Genomic DNA, 17863 nt, shown 5'->3' on the forward strand with positions numbered 1-17863 from the left:
GGGTTGATTAAATTAACACTAAATGCTAAGGTATTTTGTCATATTGTTTTTTCTGATTTTGGCCTCTTCTTGCGATAGGTCGCTTACCAAAACCCGTCATTATGTAGGTACCTCAAAAGATATCTTGGAATTACATATCGGAGCGGCACACATGGAAATCGACAATGGTGAAAAAGGAGAAATCCTCGTTTATTTTTTCAATCAGCGAAACCTAGTAATCGCCCCACATGGAAATGCTGTGTTTAGGCCACAATTTTCGGACGTAGACCACAGTTTTATTCAGGATATGACCACCTATAATTATACAGTTTTTCTAATTGACCAAGAAAATAGGGTTTACCATACTTCCAAAAAATTTTATAACATGACTCCAAGGCAGCTCAAAAGGAAACTTTTGGAACAATATGGATAGAAAATCTAAACTTCCTTAATCCTTCATCCTTCTGCTCTGACAATACTTTATCATTCTTCATTCGAAATTATGAATATTGAACATCGAATAAAGAATTTCGAAGACATCGTATCCCTCATCTCTTGCTTCTGCATGATTTAAGATTTGCGAAGTACGATTTACGAGGCCTTTCAATAATAACGCAAAGCCCAAATCTTCAATCTTAAATCTTAAATCTTAAATCTTAAATCTTTAATCTTCAAAGTCTACAATCCAAACTCCCTATCCACCACCTCCGGAATATCTTCTACATAATGACTCACATAGATCAAGGTCACGGGAGTCAACTCACAGATTCTATTTACTGTTTCCTTAAAAATCCTTCGCTGCATCATATCCATTCCTTGAGACGCTTCGTCCAGCACCAATAAATCAGGTTTTTTGATCAAAGCCCTGGCAAGCAGGATAAAGCGTTGGTTTTCTAAGGAAACTTTACTCAACAATTTATCCGAGGTATCCTCCAAACCAAAATATTGCAACCATTGCAGGGCCAACTTTTCCTGTTCAGAACTGACTTTTTTGAACAGGCCCATGGTATCAAAGAGACCTGAAAGTACCACTTTCAAACAGGTCTGATTGGCAGGAAAAAACCTACCCAGTTCTGGAGCCACGAATCCTATCCTTTTTTTAATGTCCCAGATACTTTCTCCTGTCCCTCTTTTCCTGTCAAAAAGGAATATTTCATTGGCATAAGCCTGTGGATTTTCACCCAAAATCAAGCTGAGCAAGGTAGATTTTCCGGCACCATTTTGCCCTTTCAAACTCCATCTTTCTCCTGATTCCACTTCCCAATTGACATTATGAAGAATTACCTTGTCTCCATAACGGACATGAACGTCCTTCAGCCTGATAATGGAATCATATTCCGGCAAGGGGTAAGGAAGCAATAATTTGATCAAATTGGCTTCCTCAAAGGTATTGACCTTCTCATTGTCAAATTCCAACTTACTGTTCTCTGAAGAAGGAAACACTTTGGCCATCTTTTTCTTCCCCAACACCCCTACATTTGTAATACAAGGGGGAATTTCTCCGGGATTGCTTGTCATCAATAAGTGGATGCCTGACGCAGTGATTTCTTCCAATATTCCGCCAAAATCCTCTCTGGTCTGTACATCCAGACCGGTAAGCGGCTGATCCATTAATAGTAAACTTGGGTTTTGCATCAGTGCCTTGGCAATGGCCAACCTTCTGGTTTCGCCATTGGATAGTTTGATGAGTGATTTGTCCCTCAGTTCCTCCAAGCGCATCAGTTGCAGTACCCTTTTCAATGACCAATCTCCCGTGACCTTCACTTCTATACTTTCCAGAAAGTCTTCCACAGTAGCCGCTTCCTCTGATTCCATGGAATTGAAACGCTGTTGATAATAAAAATTCTGGAGATTGGACTTGTTCCTGAAAGTATATTGCTGCGAAACTACCGCTATCAAGTCCCGAAAAGAATTGACTTTCCCCTCATCAGCCATTTGATTGCGGTAAGCATTGGAAAAAGGACGGTTTATACTTCCGGCTGTGACCATGCTTCTTCCCAGAAGCGTTTCCAAAAATGCCGTCAACTCGGCTCCTGAATTCCCCACCACGGCCCAATGTTGCCCTTCTAGCCAGGTAAAATCCAGCCCTTCAAATACCACCTTGTCCAGGTGTCTTACTGTAGCTTTTGATATGTGGATAAGGTTTGACAATACTTTTTACTACATTTTATTTTTGGAATCTATGATAATGGTGACTGGACCGTCATTTACCAAGGAAACTTTCATATCTGCTCCAAACTCCCCTGTTTCTATTTTTTTACCCAATTCTGCTTCTATGGCCAAAATAAATTTTTCATACATAGGTATGGCAAAATCAGGTTTAGCTGCCCTAATATAAGAAGGACGGTTTCCCTTTTTGGTGCTGGCATGAAGGGTGAATTGAGAAATCAGCAATACATCCCCACCACTGTCCAAGAGACTCCTGTTCATGACTTCATTTTCATCCGGAAAAATCCTGAGGTTGACAATTTTTTTGCTGAGCCAATCTATATCTTCCTGGGTATCCGAGTCCTCAATTCCCAATAGCACCATCAGGCCTTTTCCTATCTGCCCTATGGTTTTACCATCTACTTTCACGGATGATTCTGAGACTCTTTGAATGACTGCTATCATGCGTTAAAAGTCTTGCATGTCCTTGGAAGGAATTACTTCCACTTTCACTTTTTTATCTACATTGGCGTGATGGATCATGGCCTTTGCAACCTGATAATCATAGATCGGCCTGTATTTTTTAGCCAATTTGAGCCACACCAAAGGCTTGGAGACAATTTTGGCCACCTCCTCGCCCAATCTGAATTCATTTCTGTTACCCAGAAGCAAGGAAGGCTCAAACAGTCCCAAATATTCAAAAGGGACAACTTTAAGGTCTTCTTCAATCTCACCTTTGACCTGATTGTAAAAAACATTCGATTGGGGATCAGCACCCAGTGCACTGACATAAAGAAATTTTTCCGCACCTTGCTGCTGCGCCCAAATGGCAAAGTTGACCACATAGTCATGGTCAATTTCATAAAACTTTTCTTTTGATCCGGCAGATTTGATAGTGGTACCCAAAGAACAAAAAGCATGGATACTGACAGACTTTTCTTTGAGTGCCTCAATCAGTGGAAAATAAGTCCCACCCATGTCCTCTTCTCGGAGTTTGGACTCCAGGTTGAGCGTACGGATATTTTTGAAATCCACTTCAACCTGTGCCAGCTTACCGTGTTTGAGTGCAAGCTTGCGTCTTCCAAATGAAATGATCATATCATACTCCTCATGTTGAATCAGCTGATGTAAAAGCTGCATTCCGACCAGTCCGGATGTACCTGCCAAAAAAGCTATTTTTTTCATCGTGTTATTGTTTTTAAAACAACTTGGATTTTTCCCATTTTCTAAAGTCCTCCACTTCATCTTTTACCGTGTTGAATACTGCCAGAAGTACGGAAAGGTCATCTACATATCCGATCACAGGAATAAAATCCGGAATAATATCAAGTGGAGTCACAAAATAGACCAGTCCCAACACAATCAATCCCAAAGTCCTGTTGGACACTTTGAATTCCTTTCGCCTATGGGCGATGATCATTCTTTTAAAAACCAGGATAGGTTCCAATGCTTCCTGAATCTTAGGGTTATGGGATACCTGATCCAGCCTCATCCTGACCTTCTCCACCAGTTTTTTCAACTTCCCATCTTCTCCTGCGATTTCCTGTGCCTTTTGCTGATAAAGCAATTTTGCTTTGGTAAAAAAATCAATTGATCTGTCTCTAAATGTACCCATAATGTCTTTTTTGTTTAGAAAAATATCCTGATCTCGTCCTTAACTCTCGTAAGGGCTTTCTGAATGGTGTCAGACTTTTGATCCAGGGATATTTGGAAAATTTTCTTGGCCAAATCAATCCCTCGTGCCTCATCAGGCATTTCCTGCATGGCCTGATTGACCATAGTGATGACACTTTCCACTCCCCTTCTCACACTTTCCCAAGTCTCGTCCGAAAAATAAACCTGTTGGGACAGGTTATGGTTAAATTCTTCCCTTACTTCATGCAGCAACTGATGGTAAAGGTCTCTGGCAGAATACTCCGGACTGTTGACACGCCTTACCAGATTGTTGGGGGTGATCCTTTCCAACAGCAGACAAATCCTCTCCCCGGCCTGAAGCCGAATGGGCAAGAGGGTATTTGTATTTTGTGTTTTTAGGTCCACCAGCATTTTTTCTCTCTCTTTTTTGAGGAAGCTCATGATGGTAAGGTACATCCCGTAGATGACTAAGCCGGCCGGCAAGATGATTTTCAACAAATCAGCCAAGTACTCCATATTGTATTGATTTTTATTTTTTCTTGTTTGACAAAGTTATCAAGGATTATGACTAATTGAGAGTATTGAACTCAAGTAAATCATTTTTCTAAAATACCACCTTTAGGGATTTTGTGCACCACAGCATATGGAATTTAAGGCAATTAATCCCAAAACAGCTCTCACTTTCAGGTCAGAACTTATTTCTGTTTGACAATTAGAACTAAATTTGAACTCAAATACCCGAATTTACATTCAATAGTCATGCTAATTCCTATTCAAATTACACCGAAAGCACAAGAAGAAATCAGAAATATCATTTCGAACAAGAATATCCCTGCTGACTATTCACTAAGAGTAGGGGTCAGAGGAGGCGGATGTGGAGGAATGTCTTACATGCTAGGTTTTGACAAAGCAAAAGAAGGTGATCAACAATTTGAAATCGACGGGATTCCCGTGTTGATCGAAAAGAAACACTACATGTTTCTTATGGGAATGCAGGTGGATTTTTATGAAGGCAATGAAGCCAGAGGCTTCACTTTTATCAACCCTGACGTACCCAAAAGACACGACGTGGAATAATTCAGGTATTTCTGATTTTCAACTCTTCTACCATTCTTCTCTCATCGGACTTAAGTTTTAGGAGACGGATTATCCTATCAGGAGTTGGTTTGCCCAAGGAGAAAAACACCAAAGCCACTGCGAAAGAAATGGTGTATCCTGGATTATTATACACCAACAAACCACCTGCACAGATAAAAACCACTACGAATAAAACCCAAAACCTCCTCATTGTAGCCTGAGCGTACCTTGTGATTTTTTCTTCCAGGCTGGCGGAATGGTTTCTTGCTGTCTTGATGGCTTTTTGAAAATTGATATAATGCAGCCCAAGCATCACGATGACCAAAGTGAGCAAAATGGTATCCAAAATCAAAGGCAATTGGGGCGCCTGATATGAAATGGTACTGCTGGTGGTCACCAAATAGGCTAGTGCGAAAAAAGGAAGCGGAATGGCCATCATGATGAGCGCATTCCGTTCCAATCTGTCGAATGTTTTTCGGATATATGTTTTGTCCAAGATTTCTTTATTCTATAATGATTTTGATGTCTGAACTCGCAGGCTTTGAAGAACAGCACAAGATATACCCCTCAGCTATTTCTCCTGGGCTCAGGCCTGCATCTTCGATCATATCCACTTTTCCCGAAATCAACCTTCCTCTACAGGCCGTACAAAGCCCACTTTGACAGCTATACGGCATGTCTACATCTTCGTCCAGGCCTGCTTCCAGGATGGTTTTGCCAGCAGGAACCTCAAAAGTAAATGTTTCACCTTCTACCGTAACTTCCACTTCTCGGGTGAGTTCTGGTGAAAGCTTCCCTGCCTCCTTGAGTTCTTTTTCTTTTGCTTCTAGGTCGTTGTAAAAGCTTTCTTCAAATACCTGATCATTAGGAACCCCAAGAGACTCCAATGTCTGCAAAGCGGTATCCATCAGGCCTTCTGGACCACATACATAAAACCTATTGGTCAAAAGCCCTGAAGTGACGGTGCTATCCAAAACATCCTTGATTTTTGAAGCATCCAACCTGCCCTGAAGCCCTGTCCAATTGCCGGAAGGCTGACTCAGGTTGTGAATCACCATAAAGCGCCCCTCATATTTTTCTTCCAACTTCTCCAACTCTTCCCTGAAAATGATTTGCTCCTCGGACCTGCTGCAATAGAGCAAGGTGACCATAGACCCGGGTTCATTCACCAAAACAGACTTGGAAATACCCATGATCGGGGTAATGCCCGAACCGCCTGCAATCATTACAAAATGTCTCTTGTTTTGGGAATGATACTCGGAAGTAAAATTGCCCAGAGGCTTCATGATTTCGATGGTTTTTCCCGGACGAATCTGATCATTGAGGTAATTGGAGACAAGGCCACCTTTTACTCTTTTGACAGTAATCCCAGGAAAAGGATCCACAAATGGCGAAGTGCACAGACTGTAAGACCTTCTTTCTTCTTTACCGTTGATGTCCAAAATTACAGTCATGTATTGGCCTGCTTTGTAATCCAAGTAAGGCTCTGGCTGCTCAAAAAATATGGTGACAGTGTCCGGGGTTTCTTTGACAACCTCCCTGACCTTGATGGATAAGTACTGATCACCTTTGGTATTTTCTTCTTTTTTCTTCTTAAATAAATTAAACATTCCCTCTTTCCTTTACACGTTGATCCAGTAGGTAAGCTTCAAAATTAATGCACGGTTTTTAATTTGTAAGCTCTCCGGATGATAATTGTCTGTGAAGACAACAAATAAATCCGAAACTGGTTTGAACCTCCATTGAAAACGCGTATTGATGTTGACGTTATCGATTTGGCTGTTGTATTGGACAAAGGTACTCAGAAACAATTTATCGGTAAAGGATACATCCATTTTAGGACCTATTAGCCAAAGCCTGGCATCATTATAGGGCTCAGGCATGTCTATTTTGTTGTATTCTGCAAAAAGCGAAATATTGCCATATGGCTGAAAACGGTAATTGATGTTGGTATTGACAAATAGCCTCTCTCCATTAAAATATTCTCCTGCATACACAGTACTGGAATAATTGAAAAGCTTTCTGGCATCTGAAGTAAAGGTCAACCCTGCTCGGGTGTAAGAATAGTCCGTGTCAGCTGCCAGCCTTTCTCCACCTGTACGGGTAGGATCAAAAGGGAAAAAGAGGTAGGTATATTCGTTGAAAAGACGAAATTGAACTGTAGAGGTATTTTTGAAATAAAGTCTGTAGGCAAATGTCATTCTTTCATCGGTTTTTAGCCCGAAACTTTCGTCTGTATACACATCATAGGCTAGCTGGAAAGTCTGTTGAAATACCTGCTTTCCATTGTTCACCAGTCTGTACATGACGCTGGGCTCAAACCTCCAATACGAAGACCTAGGCACGAAACCAACTTCTGCATTGTAGTTTTCCCCAACGTATTCATGGTTCCATCTGGCTATCCATTTTTTGGTGTTATAACTCAGGTGACTGGCATGGGCTTTGGAATCTCCGGTCACTTCTGGACTGAAGGATTGATGGTAAAAAAACTTTCCGTTCCACTTATTGTCCGCAGAAGCAAGGTTATAATCCAATCCCAAGACCCTATTGTAAGCGGAGATTTCTCTACCAGGCTCCGTGACCACACCCGTAGTCTGTCTATTGACAAATATGCCTGCAATGCTGGATCTACTGAAAACTTTCCTCTGTGCCGTAGCTACTGTATAATTTTGTCCCGGATATCCAATGGCATTTTCGGTATCCGTCTGCATATTCAATAACCCCACCCTTGTATTGTCCCCTACATTTCCATTGAGTCTGGCACCGTAAAGTATCCTGTTGTTGGAACTTCGCCCCATGCTGTCTGTGGCAATTCCGATTCTTCTGGAGAAAAAGGGCCTTATGCTAGAAAATCCATAATCCGCAAATAGGTCTGCATTTTCCAGAAAAAACTGTCTTCTCTCAGGGAAGAACAGCTCAAACCTGTTGAGGTTTGTCTGCTGCTGATCTACTTCCACAGTAGAGAAATCAGGATTGAAAGTCAGGTCCAGGTTCATGGAAGGACTCAATGCTACTTTTGCATCAAATCCTGCGGCTAGACCTGAATTGACTCCATCCTCTGTTCTGTAATCTTTTGATGCATTTCCGGCGGTATAGGGTATGACCGCTATATTTGATCCAGGCTTTTTCAATGGTCTGTCCCAATTGAGATAACCTGAAAAGGCAATCCCTTGTATACGCTGGTTTAATGGCACGGGCACCCAGGAAGACCTCTCAAAATTTTTCCTGTCATTCCTAAGAAAGTTCACCCTCCAATAAGTCGATCCTTCTGTGAACCTCAATGTCTTGAACGGGATGGCCATCTCTACCTCCCAACGGTCATCGTATCTTTTGACGGATGAAAACCACTTATTGTCCCAGACATCCGAGACCCTATCCCCGTGGTGGACAAGACCTTCCATTTGAATATTATATGGATTTACTGAAAACATAAATCCGTTATTGCCATCATCATAAGGACCAAGCACTACAGCGAAGGCATCGTTTTCATAAAATCTAAAATCTCTCTTTAAGGATGAAACAACATATCCGCCGGGAGTTTTTTGGTACAGGGTAGCTGCTATGTACAAAAAATCATCATCGTACTTGACCCTTACTTCTGTTTTTTCGGTTGCTGCCATTCCTTCATTTGGAATCTGCTGGACAAATCCCGAAATGATCTCCGCATCATCCCACTCTCCTTTTTCCAAAACACCATCCAGATTGACAGCTTTAAGAGCATAGCCGATTTCCAGGCCAAACTCTTCTTTTGAAGACGCTTTCTCTTTGGTTTCCTTGTCTTTACCATCTTTGGCAAAGACCAATAGGGGCATTAAAAGGGCAATTAAAATCAGTAAAGAATAAATAGGTTTCATTACGGCAATGATACGCCCCCACCACATTATTGGCTAACTGAATCTGTCCTAAGGTAAAAATCAGTTGCTGATCCTGAGGATTTAATTATAAATGGAAGGCAGGTTTTTCAATGTGATGGATTAAATTAGCAGACTCAAAACAAACCCAACCTATAATGGAATTGACACACCTCACTGCTGTATCCTCTGTAGATGGCCGATATGGCCCAAAAACAACTGATTTAAGGGCCTATTTCTCCGAATTTGCCCTGATCAAATACAGGGTACATGTAGAGATCGAGTATTTTATTGCTTTGTGCGAACTGCCACTGCCTCAACTTGCAGACTTCGATCAAAGTCTTTTTGCCCAACTTAGAAATATCAGCAGTGAATTCAGCCTTGATGATGCCAGTGTCATCAAAGAGACAGAAAAAACAACTAACCACGACGTCAAAGCCGTGGAATATTTTATCAAGGAAAAATTTGACGGACTTGGACTGGAAAAGTACAAGGAGTTTATCCATTTTGGACTGACGTCACAGGACATAAATAACACCGCTACACCACTGATGCTCAAAGAAGGCTTGGAGCAGGTTATATTACCCACTTTGGCCAAGGTCTTAGATAAGCTCAAGATCCAGTCGGCTGCTTGGAAGGATATTCCTATGCTGGCCAAAACACATGGTCAACCCGCTTCTCCGACAATGTTGGGAAAGGAAATACATGTGTTTGTCAACAGATTGGAAAATCAGCTGAATTTGCTCAAGCAGGTTCCTTACTCGTCAAAATTCGGTGGCGCTACCGGTAATATGAATGCACATCATGTAGCATATCCGGAAACAGACTGGAATGCCTTTGCGGAAAGTTTTGTAAAAAACTATCTTGGGCTTGAAAGAAGCTATCCCACCACTCAAATAGAGCATTACGACAACCTTGCAGCGTGCTTTGACGGTCTGAAAAGAATCAACACCATATTGCTAGATCTATCCAAAGATGTTTGGCAATATGTGGCGATGAATTATTTCAAACAAAAAATCAAAGCAGGAGAAGTAGGATCTTCGGCAATGCCCCATAAAGTAAATCCTATAGATTTTGAAAACGCTGAAGGGAATCTCGGAATCGCGAATGCATTACTGGAGCATTTGGCTGCTAAACTCCCAATAAGCAGACTACAAAGGGACCTTACCGACAGTACGGTCCTAAGAGTAATCGGTGTGCCTTTGGCCCACATGCAGATCAGTTTTGAATCCCTTATCAAAGGTCTTGGCAAGTTGGAACTTAATCAGGCTGCCATAGATGCTGATCTGGAAGAAAACTGGGCAGTAGTGGCAGAAGCCATTCAGACCATCCTCAGAAGAGAAGGATTTCCAAAGCCTTATGAAGCACTGAAAGAACTTACCCGTACCAATAGCAAAATCACCAAAAATTCTATAAGTGAATTTGTGGAAAATCTGCATGTCTCAGATGAAGTGAAGATGGAACTGAAAAAAATCAGCCCTTTCAATTACACTGGTATTTATTGATCTTTTTTTCACCCATCCAAGGTTTTGCTAAGGGTGGGTGTTTTTTACAGATTTAACGCCATCCTGGATTTAAGGTATAAATCAAAATTTCTCCTGATTGGCATACCAAACGACTAACCAAAGATATTAGCAGGGTAATATTTCCAGCTTTTTTTCAGGTGATGTCAATATTTAGTATCATTGTTAGTTTTGATTCCATATCTGCTTAAGGGGAAAGTCAATTTTAATATCAAAAAAAGTTATGAAACCTTCGGGGCAGTATTTTAAACACCTTGAAAAAGACCTTCCGGCAGGATTGGTAGTCTTCCTGGTAGCTTTGCCACTTTGCCTTGGTATTGCTTTGGCTTCTGGCGCACCTTTGTTTTCCGGTATAATTGCAGGAATCGTCGGTGGCATTGTTGTGGGTTTTATTTCAGGATCACACACCTCGGTTTCCGGACCTGCGGCTGGGCTGACGGTCATTGTTTTGAGTGCCATTACTGAGCTGGGTTCCTTTGAATTGTTCCTTTCTGCCGTTTTTTTGGCAGGGATTATACAGGTCATTTTCGGTGTGGTCAAAGCCGGAGTGATTGGGTATTATTTCCCAACAGCCGTTATCAAGGGGATGCTGGCAGGCATAGGGCTAATCCTTATCATTAAGCAGTTGCCATATGCCTTAGGCTTGAATGGAGAAAGGAACTTTGGAGAGTATTTTCACTTATCAGAAATCTGGAAAGCTGAAATCAACTTCAGTGGATTGGTAAATGACCTTCATTTTGGAGGAATTCTAATTGCGGGAATTTCCTTAGCTATTTTGATTTTATGGGAAAGACCGGAGATGAAAAGAGGCAAAATCACCAGTTTGGTACCGGGACCTTTGCTTGTGGTTATAATAGGCATTTTGCTAAATGAGGCGTTCAGAGAGTTCGTCCCATCACTATTTTTGAATGCTGCCAGCAAGGTAGAACTACCTATTTTGGAAAAAATCTCCAACTTCCCTGATCTTTTTACTTTACCGGATTTCAGTCAGGTATTTACTTCTGGAGTTTGGGTTACAGCAATTACCATTAGTATTATAGCAAGCTTGGAAACCTTGCTAAATATGGAAGCTGCAGATAAAATTGATCCTTACAAAAGGGTTTCGCCTCCCAATAGGGAGCTTTTTGCCCAAGGTTTCGGAAATATGATAAATGGTTTGATTGGAGGCCTTCCTGTGACTGCTGTGATCGTAAGGAGTTCCGCCAATGTATCTTCAGGCGCTAGGACGAAGACCTCCACCGTATTTCATGGAATTTTATTGCTGGTGTCGGTAATATTAATTCCCAAAGTACTCAACCTTATTCCGCTTGCCTGCCTAGCGGCCATTTTGATCTTGATTGGTTATAAATTGACTCGTATCTCCCTCTTCAAAACACAGGCAAAGTTAGGCTGGGATCAGTTTTTGCCTTTTGTGATCACCATATCCGGAATTTTGATCTATGACCTGCTCATAGGAATAGGCATGGGAATGGTGGTCGCTGTCTTCTTTATCCTTTTGAGAAATTACCAGACTTCCATGCTACTGATCAAAGGTTCCGGTCCAGAAAAAAATTCCCTAACCATAAAACTTCCCGAAGAAGTGAGTTTTCTTAATAAAGGCTCCCTGATCAAAAATCTGGAGGAAATTCCTGACGGTTCTCATCTGATTATCGACGGAAGCGATTCGAGAGTGATAGATTATGATGTTCTTGAGGTGATCGAAAACTTCAAGGTCACTGCTTCTACAAAAAATATCCTAGTAGAAACCGTCAATATCAAATCGATAAAAATCTCAAGCTTAGACTGAGGGAAGAAAAATCTCCGCCATCATACATCTTGCAGAACCTCCGCCTAGCTTTTCGATGGTGGACAGGTCAGGGACTAGCACATCTGTATATCTTTTGATAGCATTCAGCTGAACATCTCCGAGGGATTCAGAGGCAGATTTTGACATTACGGTGATTTTTGCTCCATCTTTATTCTTCACTTCAAGCATGTTGCCTGCAAAATTGAATTTTTGCTTTTCTGTGATCGGTATCATCTTCTTGCCGGTCTTTTCCAAGTGTTCCTGAAGCTTGAGTTTTTCGGTTGCCACCGAAATACTGTCCAAGCACACAATAGCCAATTCTGAACCTATGTGCATCATCACATTGGTATGGTAGATGGAAGTGACAATTCCATCTATAGTCTGAGCAGCATCAAACATGACCTTTTCATAACCCATCAACCTACAGAAGTAATCCATTGGCACCTCATGAGTTCTTACAGACTTACAAGCATAAGCTACTTTGTTAACCCTATCTAGTATCAGACTTCCAGTTCCTTCCAGAAATTGCCCATCTTTTTCAAAAAAAGTAAGGTCTACAATTTCATCAACCTGAAATCCTCTTTTCATAAGCAACTCCATGATGTCCATCCTTCTTTCTTCTCTACGATTGGGAGAAAACATGGGATACAGAACAACTTTTCCGTTTTGGTGGGTACTAAACCAATTATTGGGAAAAACCGCATCAGTTTTAGCGGGCGAAACAGTATCTTCCACTACTATGATATCTACGCCCTTTTGCTCCAAAAGTGAAACAAATGCGTCAAATTCCTTTTGGGCAGCAGTGTTGACTTCCTGGGCTGATCTCGCATCCCTTTTTTGGTAAAAATTACTTTCTGCTGTTTCAGGATTGAAACCAAAATTGGCTGGCCTGACCATCAAGATGGTAGAAGTCGTCTGTTGTGGCATATTGAGGTGTTTGATAGCCTAAATTAGTTATTTTTTGTCGTAACGGTACAAAACAGGCTCGATTTGAAACCTCTTTTCACTTAAGGTAAAATAGGTTTGGCCATTAGGATGAAAAGCTATAGCCTCTCCCTGAGGTTCTGGCTTATAAGGAAGTATCACAGGATTACGCATTAGCGCATCCGGAATGCTCTCTCCAGGATTTCTTTCCCAATAAAAGACCGCAAGGTAATTTTTAATCAGGATCTTAGTTCCATCAGCAGAAATATCTCCTGCTACCGACATGGTAAAATCCAAGCTCATAACTTTCTCCAGTTCCACTTTACCTTTTTTACCGAAGGATTCTTGTGTAGTCCTGTACAGTACATTGGCACTGTCCCGCTTGGAAAGAATGAAAATATCATGTGTAATAGGATCCACCATTAGGGTTTCTGCATCTCTTGGCCCATCAGGATATACTAAAGTTAGGATTTCCGGCTGGACCTTATGTGTTTTATCTATGCCCTTTGGCTCGGGAAATCTATGAATCTGAATTTCAGGGTATACGGCATTATTGTCTCCAATTTCCCCTACATAAATATATGAAACATCCTTCTGAGGCCCAGGTCCGACAGCAATATCTTCCCAATCTCTATTTCTCACTCCATCAAGAATGATTTTGCCCCGATCTTTTCCCAAAGTATCGAGCAGAAACACATGAGGGTCTCCTCCGCTATCATTGTGGGAATACAAAATGCCGGGATGTTTCTGGGAAGCTACCAGCCCACTTGCCTCATCTATGGCTTTGTTTTCCAGTTTACCTACTGTTTTCGGTCCACTAAAAAGAGAATCCTGATACATGGGTATCAGCGGCAAATATTTTGCCTGCGGAATCCTCTGGGAAATCAAAAAAGGCAAAGACACAAAAATCAGAAATGCCTTAAATAAATAATAGTTCATGCTGTTCATGTTTAGGGTCTACGCAAAGAGCAGACCTAATATGGATAAATAGCGGTTAAGTAATGTTAAATACAAGTTAATTTGGAGTTTAAAACATCATTTCTAAAATTGTGGGTCATTACATAAGTATAAACCAAAGTTTTGGTTGATTTAAACATCTGATGAAAAAAAATGAAAAATTTAATTTGTTTGTGTCTGATCATTATAGCTACATATACGCCTCTTTTTGCCCAGGAAGAAGAAGAAAAGAAGCCCAATAACTCATGGGATATTGGATTGGAAGGAATGGCCGGATTTTCTGTTGGCCCTAAGGTAGTAGCTTTCAATGTAGGAGGCCCAAGTCTTTTGTTGAGATTAAATGATAAGTTTAAAATCGGTGTAGGTGCTATTCCATCCTTCTTTTACCTGGAAGGAAGGCCAACTGCCAGGCTAGGAGTTGGTCCTAGGATAGATTATGGAAATTTTGCATTTTTCGCTCCATTCTTCCACAGAGACATTACGGACGAGTGGCTTTGGTCGGTAGGCTTAGGTTATAAATTTCATCGAAGGTAAAATTCCATTTAGTCATTTCAATCGTCGCTTAAATCAGGTTCAGGTAAAAGCAAGGATTTATAAACTGATCTGATGGAATTATCATTCTCAGCCAATATCAATAACTGATCACCTGCCTCTATTTCTGTTTGCCCATTTGGAGTAAGGTAGTTTCCCTTTCTTCTCAACATGGCAATGATCGCATTCTTAGGGAAACCTATATCCAATATTTTCCTTCCGATCACACTATTACCTTCAGGAATATTGACTTCAATCATAGAAGTTTTCGGAGGTTCATCCAGAAAATAATCCAAAGGAGACCGGGGCTTGACTTTTTCTGGCAGTGCTACTTTTAACCAATCCGCTACTTTAGATAAGGTAGTACCTTGTATCAAAACAGATGTTACCGAAATAAAAAACACTATATTGAAAATAGTATTTGCCTTGTCAATCCCAGCAATCAAGGGATATGTTGCAAACACTATTGGAACAGCCCCCCTCAAACCTACCCATGAAATATACCATCTCCTTCTCATTTTCATTTTGAAAGGAACTAAGGAGAATAGTACACCTATAGGGCGAGACACAAATATCAGGAACAATGCGATGGCAATACCTAGTCCAATCAATGGTATGATATCTACAGGATTGACCAATAATCCCAAAGTGAGGAAAAGAACTATCTGCATCAGCCATGCCAATCCGTCATATAGCTTGAGTATGGTTCGCTTATGAATAAGGTCCTGGTTCCCCAAATAAACAGCACATAGATAAACTGCCAAAAACCCGTTCCCACCAATCAAATCAGTAAAAGAAAAAGTGATAAACATCAATGCAATCACCAATACCGGATAGAGCCCTTCAAAACCAAGATTGATTTTGTTGATAGCTACCTTGCTCAGCCAGCCAAAAGATAAACCCAAGGTACCACCGATTACCATTTGACTGATGAAAAGAATAAAGAGATCAAAATATCCAAGATCGGGATTTGTGACCAGACCAAGGAAAGCTATGGTCAGCACATAGGCCATCGGGTCGTTACTTCCACTTTCAAGTTCCAGCGTAGATCTTAGCTTATATTTCAATGCAAGGCTTTTAGACCTTAGGATAGAAAAAACTGCAGCAGCATCCGTAGAAGAAACAATGGCGCCTAATAATAACCCTTCATAAATGGTAAAATCAGTAATCCACCAGACAAATACACCAACTGAAACTGCTGTCATCAACACCCCAACCGTTGAGAGCATGATACCTTGGCCCAGTACAGGCTTGATTGACCTCCATGAAGTATCCAGTCCCCCTGAAAAAAGAATAAAATTCAGGGAAACAATGCCTATAAACTGTGCGGTGCGGGGGTTGTCAAATTCTATCCCGAAACCGTTGGTTCCAGCAGCCATTCCAATAATAAGGAACAACACCAATGTGGGCACTCCAAACTTGTAGGAAGTCTTTCCGGCAAGAATACTCACAAATAAAAGTACCGAGCCAACTAAAAGTATATTTTCGATCGTTAGGTTCATTTTTCCAAATTAGTGTAAAGTAATCCATATGAGTAATTCAATAATAGACTGAGTGAAAGAAATCATATAAATAGTCAAATATTCACGTCAGTCCAATATTAATGAATCAAGCAGAACATATCCTTATGACTTATTTTATTCGAAAATAATTCCTTATCATGGAATAAAAAACCAACTAATTCAGCTAATACCTGAAAAGAAATGAATCAAACCCAAACTTGCATAAATATACTGCATTGGAAAAGATTGTCCATTTGAAGAACTCCTGTTTTAGAACTCCTTTATTTTGCCAGCAATTTACTCTTTGATCTTGAAAAAAATAAAAACACGAATTGCAGCTTGAAAAATAGACTTTTTTGGAAATAAAGCTTGAAACCATTTAATTAATGCTATCTTGTTAAGTGGTGGAATAATTACTAAAACTCCGGAAATGACCATAAAAACGTACATAATAATCGGAAAAAAAGTCAAACTAGCCCATTACAAATGAATAAGCCAGCCTACTAATCCCCTGATAAGAATTGATTATGAAAATACTGAGAAGCTGGAGAGAACAAAAAGTTCTCCTAAAAAGAAGATTCCCTGTTTTGGAAGATCAGGATTTTGATTTCCAAGAAGGATATAGAGAAATTATGCTTGAAAAACTATCCGCTAAACTGTCAAAAACACGCTCAGAATTGGAAAAAATCTTTGCAGAGCTCCAACTTTTATGACTAAGTAAAATCTATACAATCCACCTCTCTTTTAGAACAGCCCCACAACACTTGAAATCATCGAGTAACTACAAATTTACTTGAACAAGACCATTATGTCCAGAAAAATAAAATTCGGGGAAAGCGATCAATCGCAATTTCTCCAAACAGTTAGAGAAAAGACAAATTCCTATTTCGATAAAAACAATTTATCCAAAAAAGCCAATTGGCAAATGGTCCTAAAATCCATTATCCTCATTGGACTTTTAGTGGGTCTTTACGGCCTACTGGTATTTGGCCATTTCCCCATTTTCATACACTTCCTGCTCGCAGCAGGGCTGGGGATCACCATGACACTTATCGGCTTCAATATCTGCCATGATGCACTACATGGGTCATTTTCAGATAAGAGGTGGGTAAATTCAAGCTTAGGATGGCTTTTCAACCTGATCGGTGCTAATGAGTATGTCTGGAAAATCACCCACAATCAAATCCACCATACCCTGACCAATATCGTAGACCATGATGCTGATTTGGAAGTAGCACCCGGTATCATAAGAATTAATTCTAATGAAGACTGGAAACCCATACACCAATATCAACAATTCTATTCTTTCATGCTGTATTCTTTATCTTCTCTTTCCTGGTTTTTCAAAAAAGATTATATGAAGTTTTTTGATGAGACATTAAGAGAAAAAGGGAAAAAACCTCCCAGATCAGAATACTTCAAACTATTTGGATACAAGGCACTGTATTACACTATTTTTCTTGTTATTCCCCTGATTGTAATGCCCTTTGCCTGGCATATTGTATTAGCAATTCTTTTGGTTATGCATTTGGCGGAAGGAATGGTTATGGGCAACATATTCCAATTGGCGCACCTTGTGGAGGAAACAGATATGCCTGAGCCACATTCCAACAAAAGTATCTCAGACCCTTGGGCTGTTCACCAAATGAAAACCACAGCAAATTTTGCTCGGAAAAACAGTTTCATCACTTCTATATTTGGAGGGCTAAATTACCAGATTGAGCACCATCTCTTCCCAAATATCTGCCATGTGCATTACCCTGCAATTTCCGACATAGTAAAGGAAACCGCTCAAGATTTTGGATTACCTTATCACGAAAACACCAACTTTTTCGGAGCTGTAAGGTCACATTACAATTTCCTGAAAAAAATGGGTAAAAAACCCCAAATGAAAAGGGTGTTGTCTTAATTCAAAGAGCGATTGAATTAAGAAAAAAGAGCATTATATAT

The 17863-nt window shown here is 40.5% G+C and carries 18 protein-coding genes; 7 read left to right on the top strand and 11 right to left on the bottom strand.

The features are described 5' to 3' along the window. Positions 1-22: 22 nt before the first annotated feature. On the top strand, positions 23-412 hold the full coding sequence (locus tag EGN73_RS05160) for a hypothetical protein (protein ID WP_219287441.1): 390 nt from the start codon (positions 23-25) through the stop codon (positions 410-412). A gap of 245 nt (positions 413-657) precedes the next feature. Here EGN73_RS05160 and EGN73_RS05165 read toward each other — a convergent pair whose 3' ends face one another. The 5 genes from EGN73_RS05165 to EGN73_RS05185 are packed head-to-tail and all read right to left on the bottom strand — an operon-like array spanning position 658 to position 4278. Continuing rightward, positions 658-2130, bottom strand: a complete 1473-nt coding sequence (locus tag EGN73_RS05165; RefSeq protein ID WP_219287443.1) for an ATP-binding cassette domain-containing protein — start codon at positions 2128-2130, stop codon at positions 658-660. A 9-nt stretch (positions 2131-2139) separates the two neighbouring features. Continuing rightward, complete coding sequence (gene dtd / locus EGN73_RS05170; RefSeq protein WP_219287445.1) at positions 2140-2592, bottom strand: D-aminoacyl-tRNA deacylase; 453 nt, start codon at positions 2590-2592, stop codon at positions 2140-2142. Positions 2593-2595: 3 nt separating this feature from the next. Continuing rightward, positions 2596-3312, bottom strand: coding sequence for an NAD-dependent epimerase/dehydratase family protein (locus tag EGN73_RS05175; protein WP_219287447.1), 717 nt, complete (start codon positions 3310-3312; stop codon positions 2596-2598). A 13-nt stretch (positions 3313-3325) separates the two neighbouring features. Further along, positions 3326-3742, bottom strand: coding sequence for a YkvA family protein (locus tag EGN73_RS05180; protein ID WP_219287449.1), 417 nt, complete (start codon positions 3740-3742; stop codon positions 3326-3328). Between the two features lie 14 nt (positions 3743-3756). Continuing rightward, entirely contained in the window at positions 3757-4278 is a 522-nt protein-coding gene (locus EGN73_RS05185; RefSeq protein WP_219287451.1) for a DUF7935 family protein, read from the bottom strand. A gap of 243 nt (positions 4279-4521) precedes the next feature. Here EGN73_RS05185 and EGN73_RS05190 point away from each other — a divergent pair, with 243 nt between their 5' ends. Then, entirely contained in the window at positions 4522-4839 is a 318-nt protein-coding gene (locus EGN73_RS05190; protein WP_219287453.1) for a HesB/IscA family protein, read from the top strand. 1 nt (position 4840) lies between these two features. On the opposite strand, the gene EGN73_RS05195 is transcribed toward EGN73_RS05190, so the two are convergent. Genes EGN73_RS05195 through EGN73_RS05205 form a run of 3 tightly spaced genes read right to left on the bottom strand, consistent with a single transcriptional unit; the run spans position 4841 to position 8693 of the window. Next, complete coding sequence (locus EGN73_RS05195; protein ID WP_219287455.1) at positions 4841-5335, bottom strand: hypothetical protein; 495 nt, start codon at positions 5333-5335, stop codon at positions 4841-4843. A 7-nt stretch (positions 5336-5342) separates the two neighbouring features. Beyond that, entirely contained in the window at positions 5343-6449 is a 1107-nt protein-coding gene (locus EGN73_RS05200; RefSeq protein ID WP_219287457.1) for a ferredoxin--NADP reductase, read from the bottom strand. A gap of 12 nt (positions 6450-6461) precedes the next feature. Beyond that, positions 6462-8693, bottom strand: a complete 2232-nt coding sequence (locus tag EGN73_RS05205) for a DUF5916 domain-containing protein (protein WP_246611476.1) — start codon at positions 8691-8693, stop codon at positions 6462-6464. Positions 8694-8848: 155 nt separating this feature from the next. Here EGN73_RS05205 and purB point away from each other — a divergent pair, with 155 nt between their 5' ends. Further along, positions 8849-10195, top strand: coding sequence for an adenylosuccinate lyase (purB, locus tag EGN73_RS05210; protein ID WP_219287458.1), 1347 nt, complete (start codon positions 8849-8851; stop codon positions 10193-10195). 241 nt (positions 10196-10436) lie between these two features. Beyond that, positions 10437-11999, top strand: coding sequence for a SulP family inorganic anion transporter (locus tag EGN73_RS05215; RefSeq protein WP_219287459.1), 1563 nt, complete (start codon positions 10437-10439; stop codon positions 11997-11999). Here the strand turns inward: EGN73_RS05215 and ctlX are convergent. Together ctlX and EGN73_RS05225 are read right to left on the bottom strand one after the other, a co-directional pair. Then, positions 11991-12926: a citrulline utilization hydrolase CtlX gene (ctlX, locus tag EGN73_RS05220; protein ID WP_219287460.1), complete on the bottom strand. Its 936-nt coding sequence runs from the start codon at positions 12924-12926 to the stop codon at positions 11991-11993. The two genes, EGN73_RS05215 and ctlX, sit on opposite strands and share 9 nt — an antisense overlap. Before the next feature lie 27 nt (positions 12927-12953). Further along, complete coding sequence (locus tag EGN73_RS05225) at positions 12954-13862, bottom strand: hypothetical protein (RefSeq protein WP_219287461.1); 909 nt, start codon at positions 13860-13862, stop codon at positions 12954-12956. Positions 13863-14033: 171 nt separating this feature from the next. Between EGN73_RS05225 and EGN73_RS05230 the strand changes: the two genes are divergently transcribed. After that, positions 14034-14414: a hypothetical protein gene (locus tag EGN73_RS05230; protein ID WP_219287462.1), complete on the top strand. Its 381-nt coding sequence runs from the start codon at positions 14034-14036 to the stop codon at positions 14412-14414. Positions 14415-14431: 17 nt separating this feature from the next. Here the strand turns inward: EGN73_RS05230 and EGN73_RS05235 are convergent, their stop codons facing one another. Then, positions 14432-15913, bottom strand: coding sequence for a potassium/proton antiporter (locus EGN73_RS05235; RefSeq protein WP_219287463.1), 1482 nt, complete (start codon positions 15911-15913; stop codon positions 14432-14434). A 527-nt stretch (positions 15914-16440) separates the two neighbouring features. Between EGN73_RS05235 and EGN73_RS05240 the strand changes: the two genes are divergently transcribed. Both EGN73_RS05240 and EGN73_RS05245 read left to right on the top strand, forming a co-directional pair. Next, positions 16441-16626 (top strand): hypothetical protein, encoded by a 186-nt coding sequence (locus EGN73_RS05240; RefSeq protein WP_219287464.1) that lies wholly within the window; start codon positions 16441-16443, stop codon positions 16624-16626. A 95-nt stretch (positions 16627-16721) separates the two neighbouring features. After that, on the top strand, positions 16722-17822 hold the full coding sequence (locus EGN73_RS05245; protein ID WP_219287465.1) for a fatty acid desaturase family protein: 1101 nt from the start codon (positions 16722-16724) through the stop codon (positions 17820-17822). Positions 17823-17863: the final 41 nt, after the last annotated feature.

Origin of the sequence: Arthrospiribacter ruber, assembly GCF_019343195.1 — a bacterium.
Lineage (GTDB): Bacteria > Bacteroidota > Bacteroidia > Cytophagales > Cyclobacteriaceae > Arthrospiribacter > Arthrospiribacter ruber.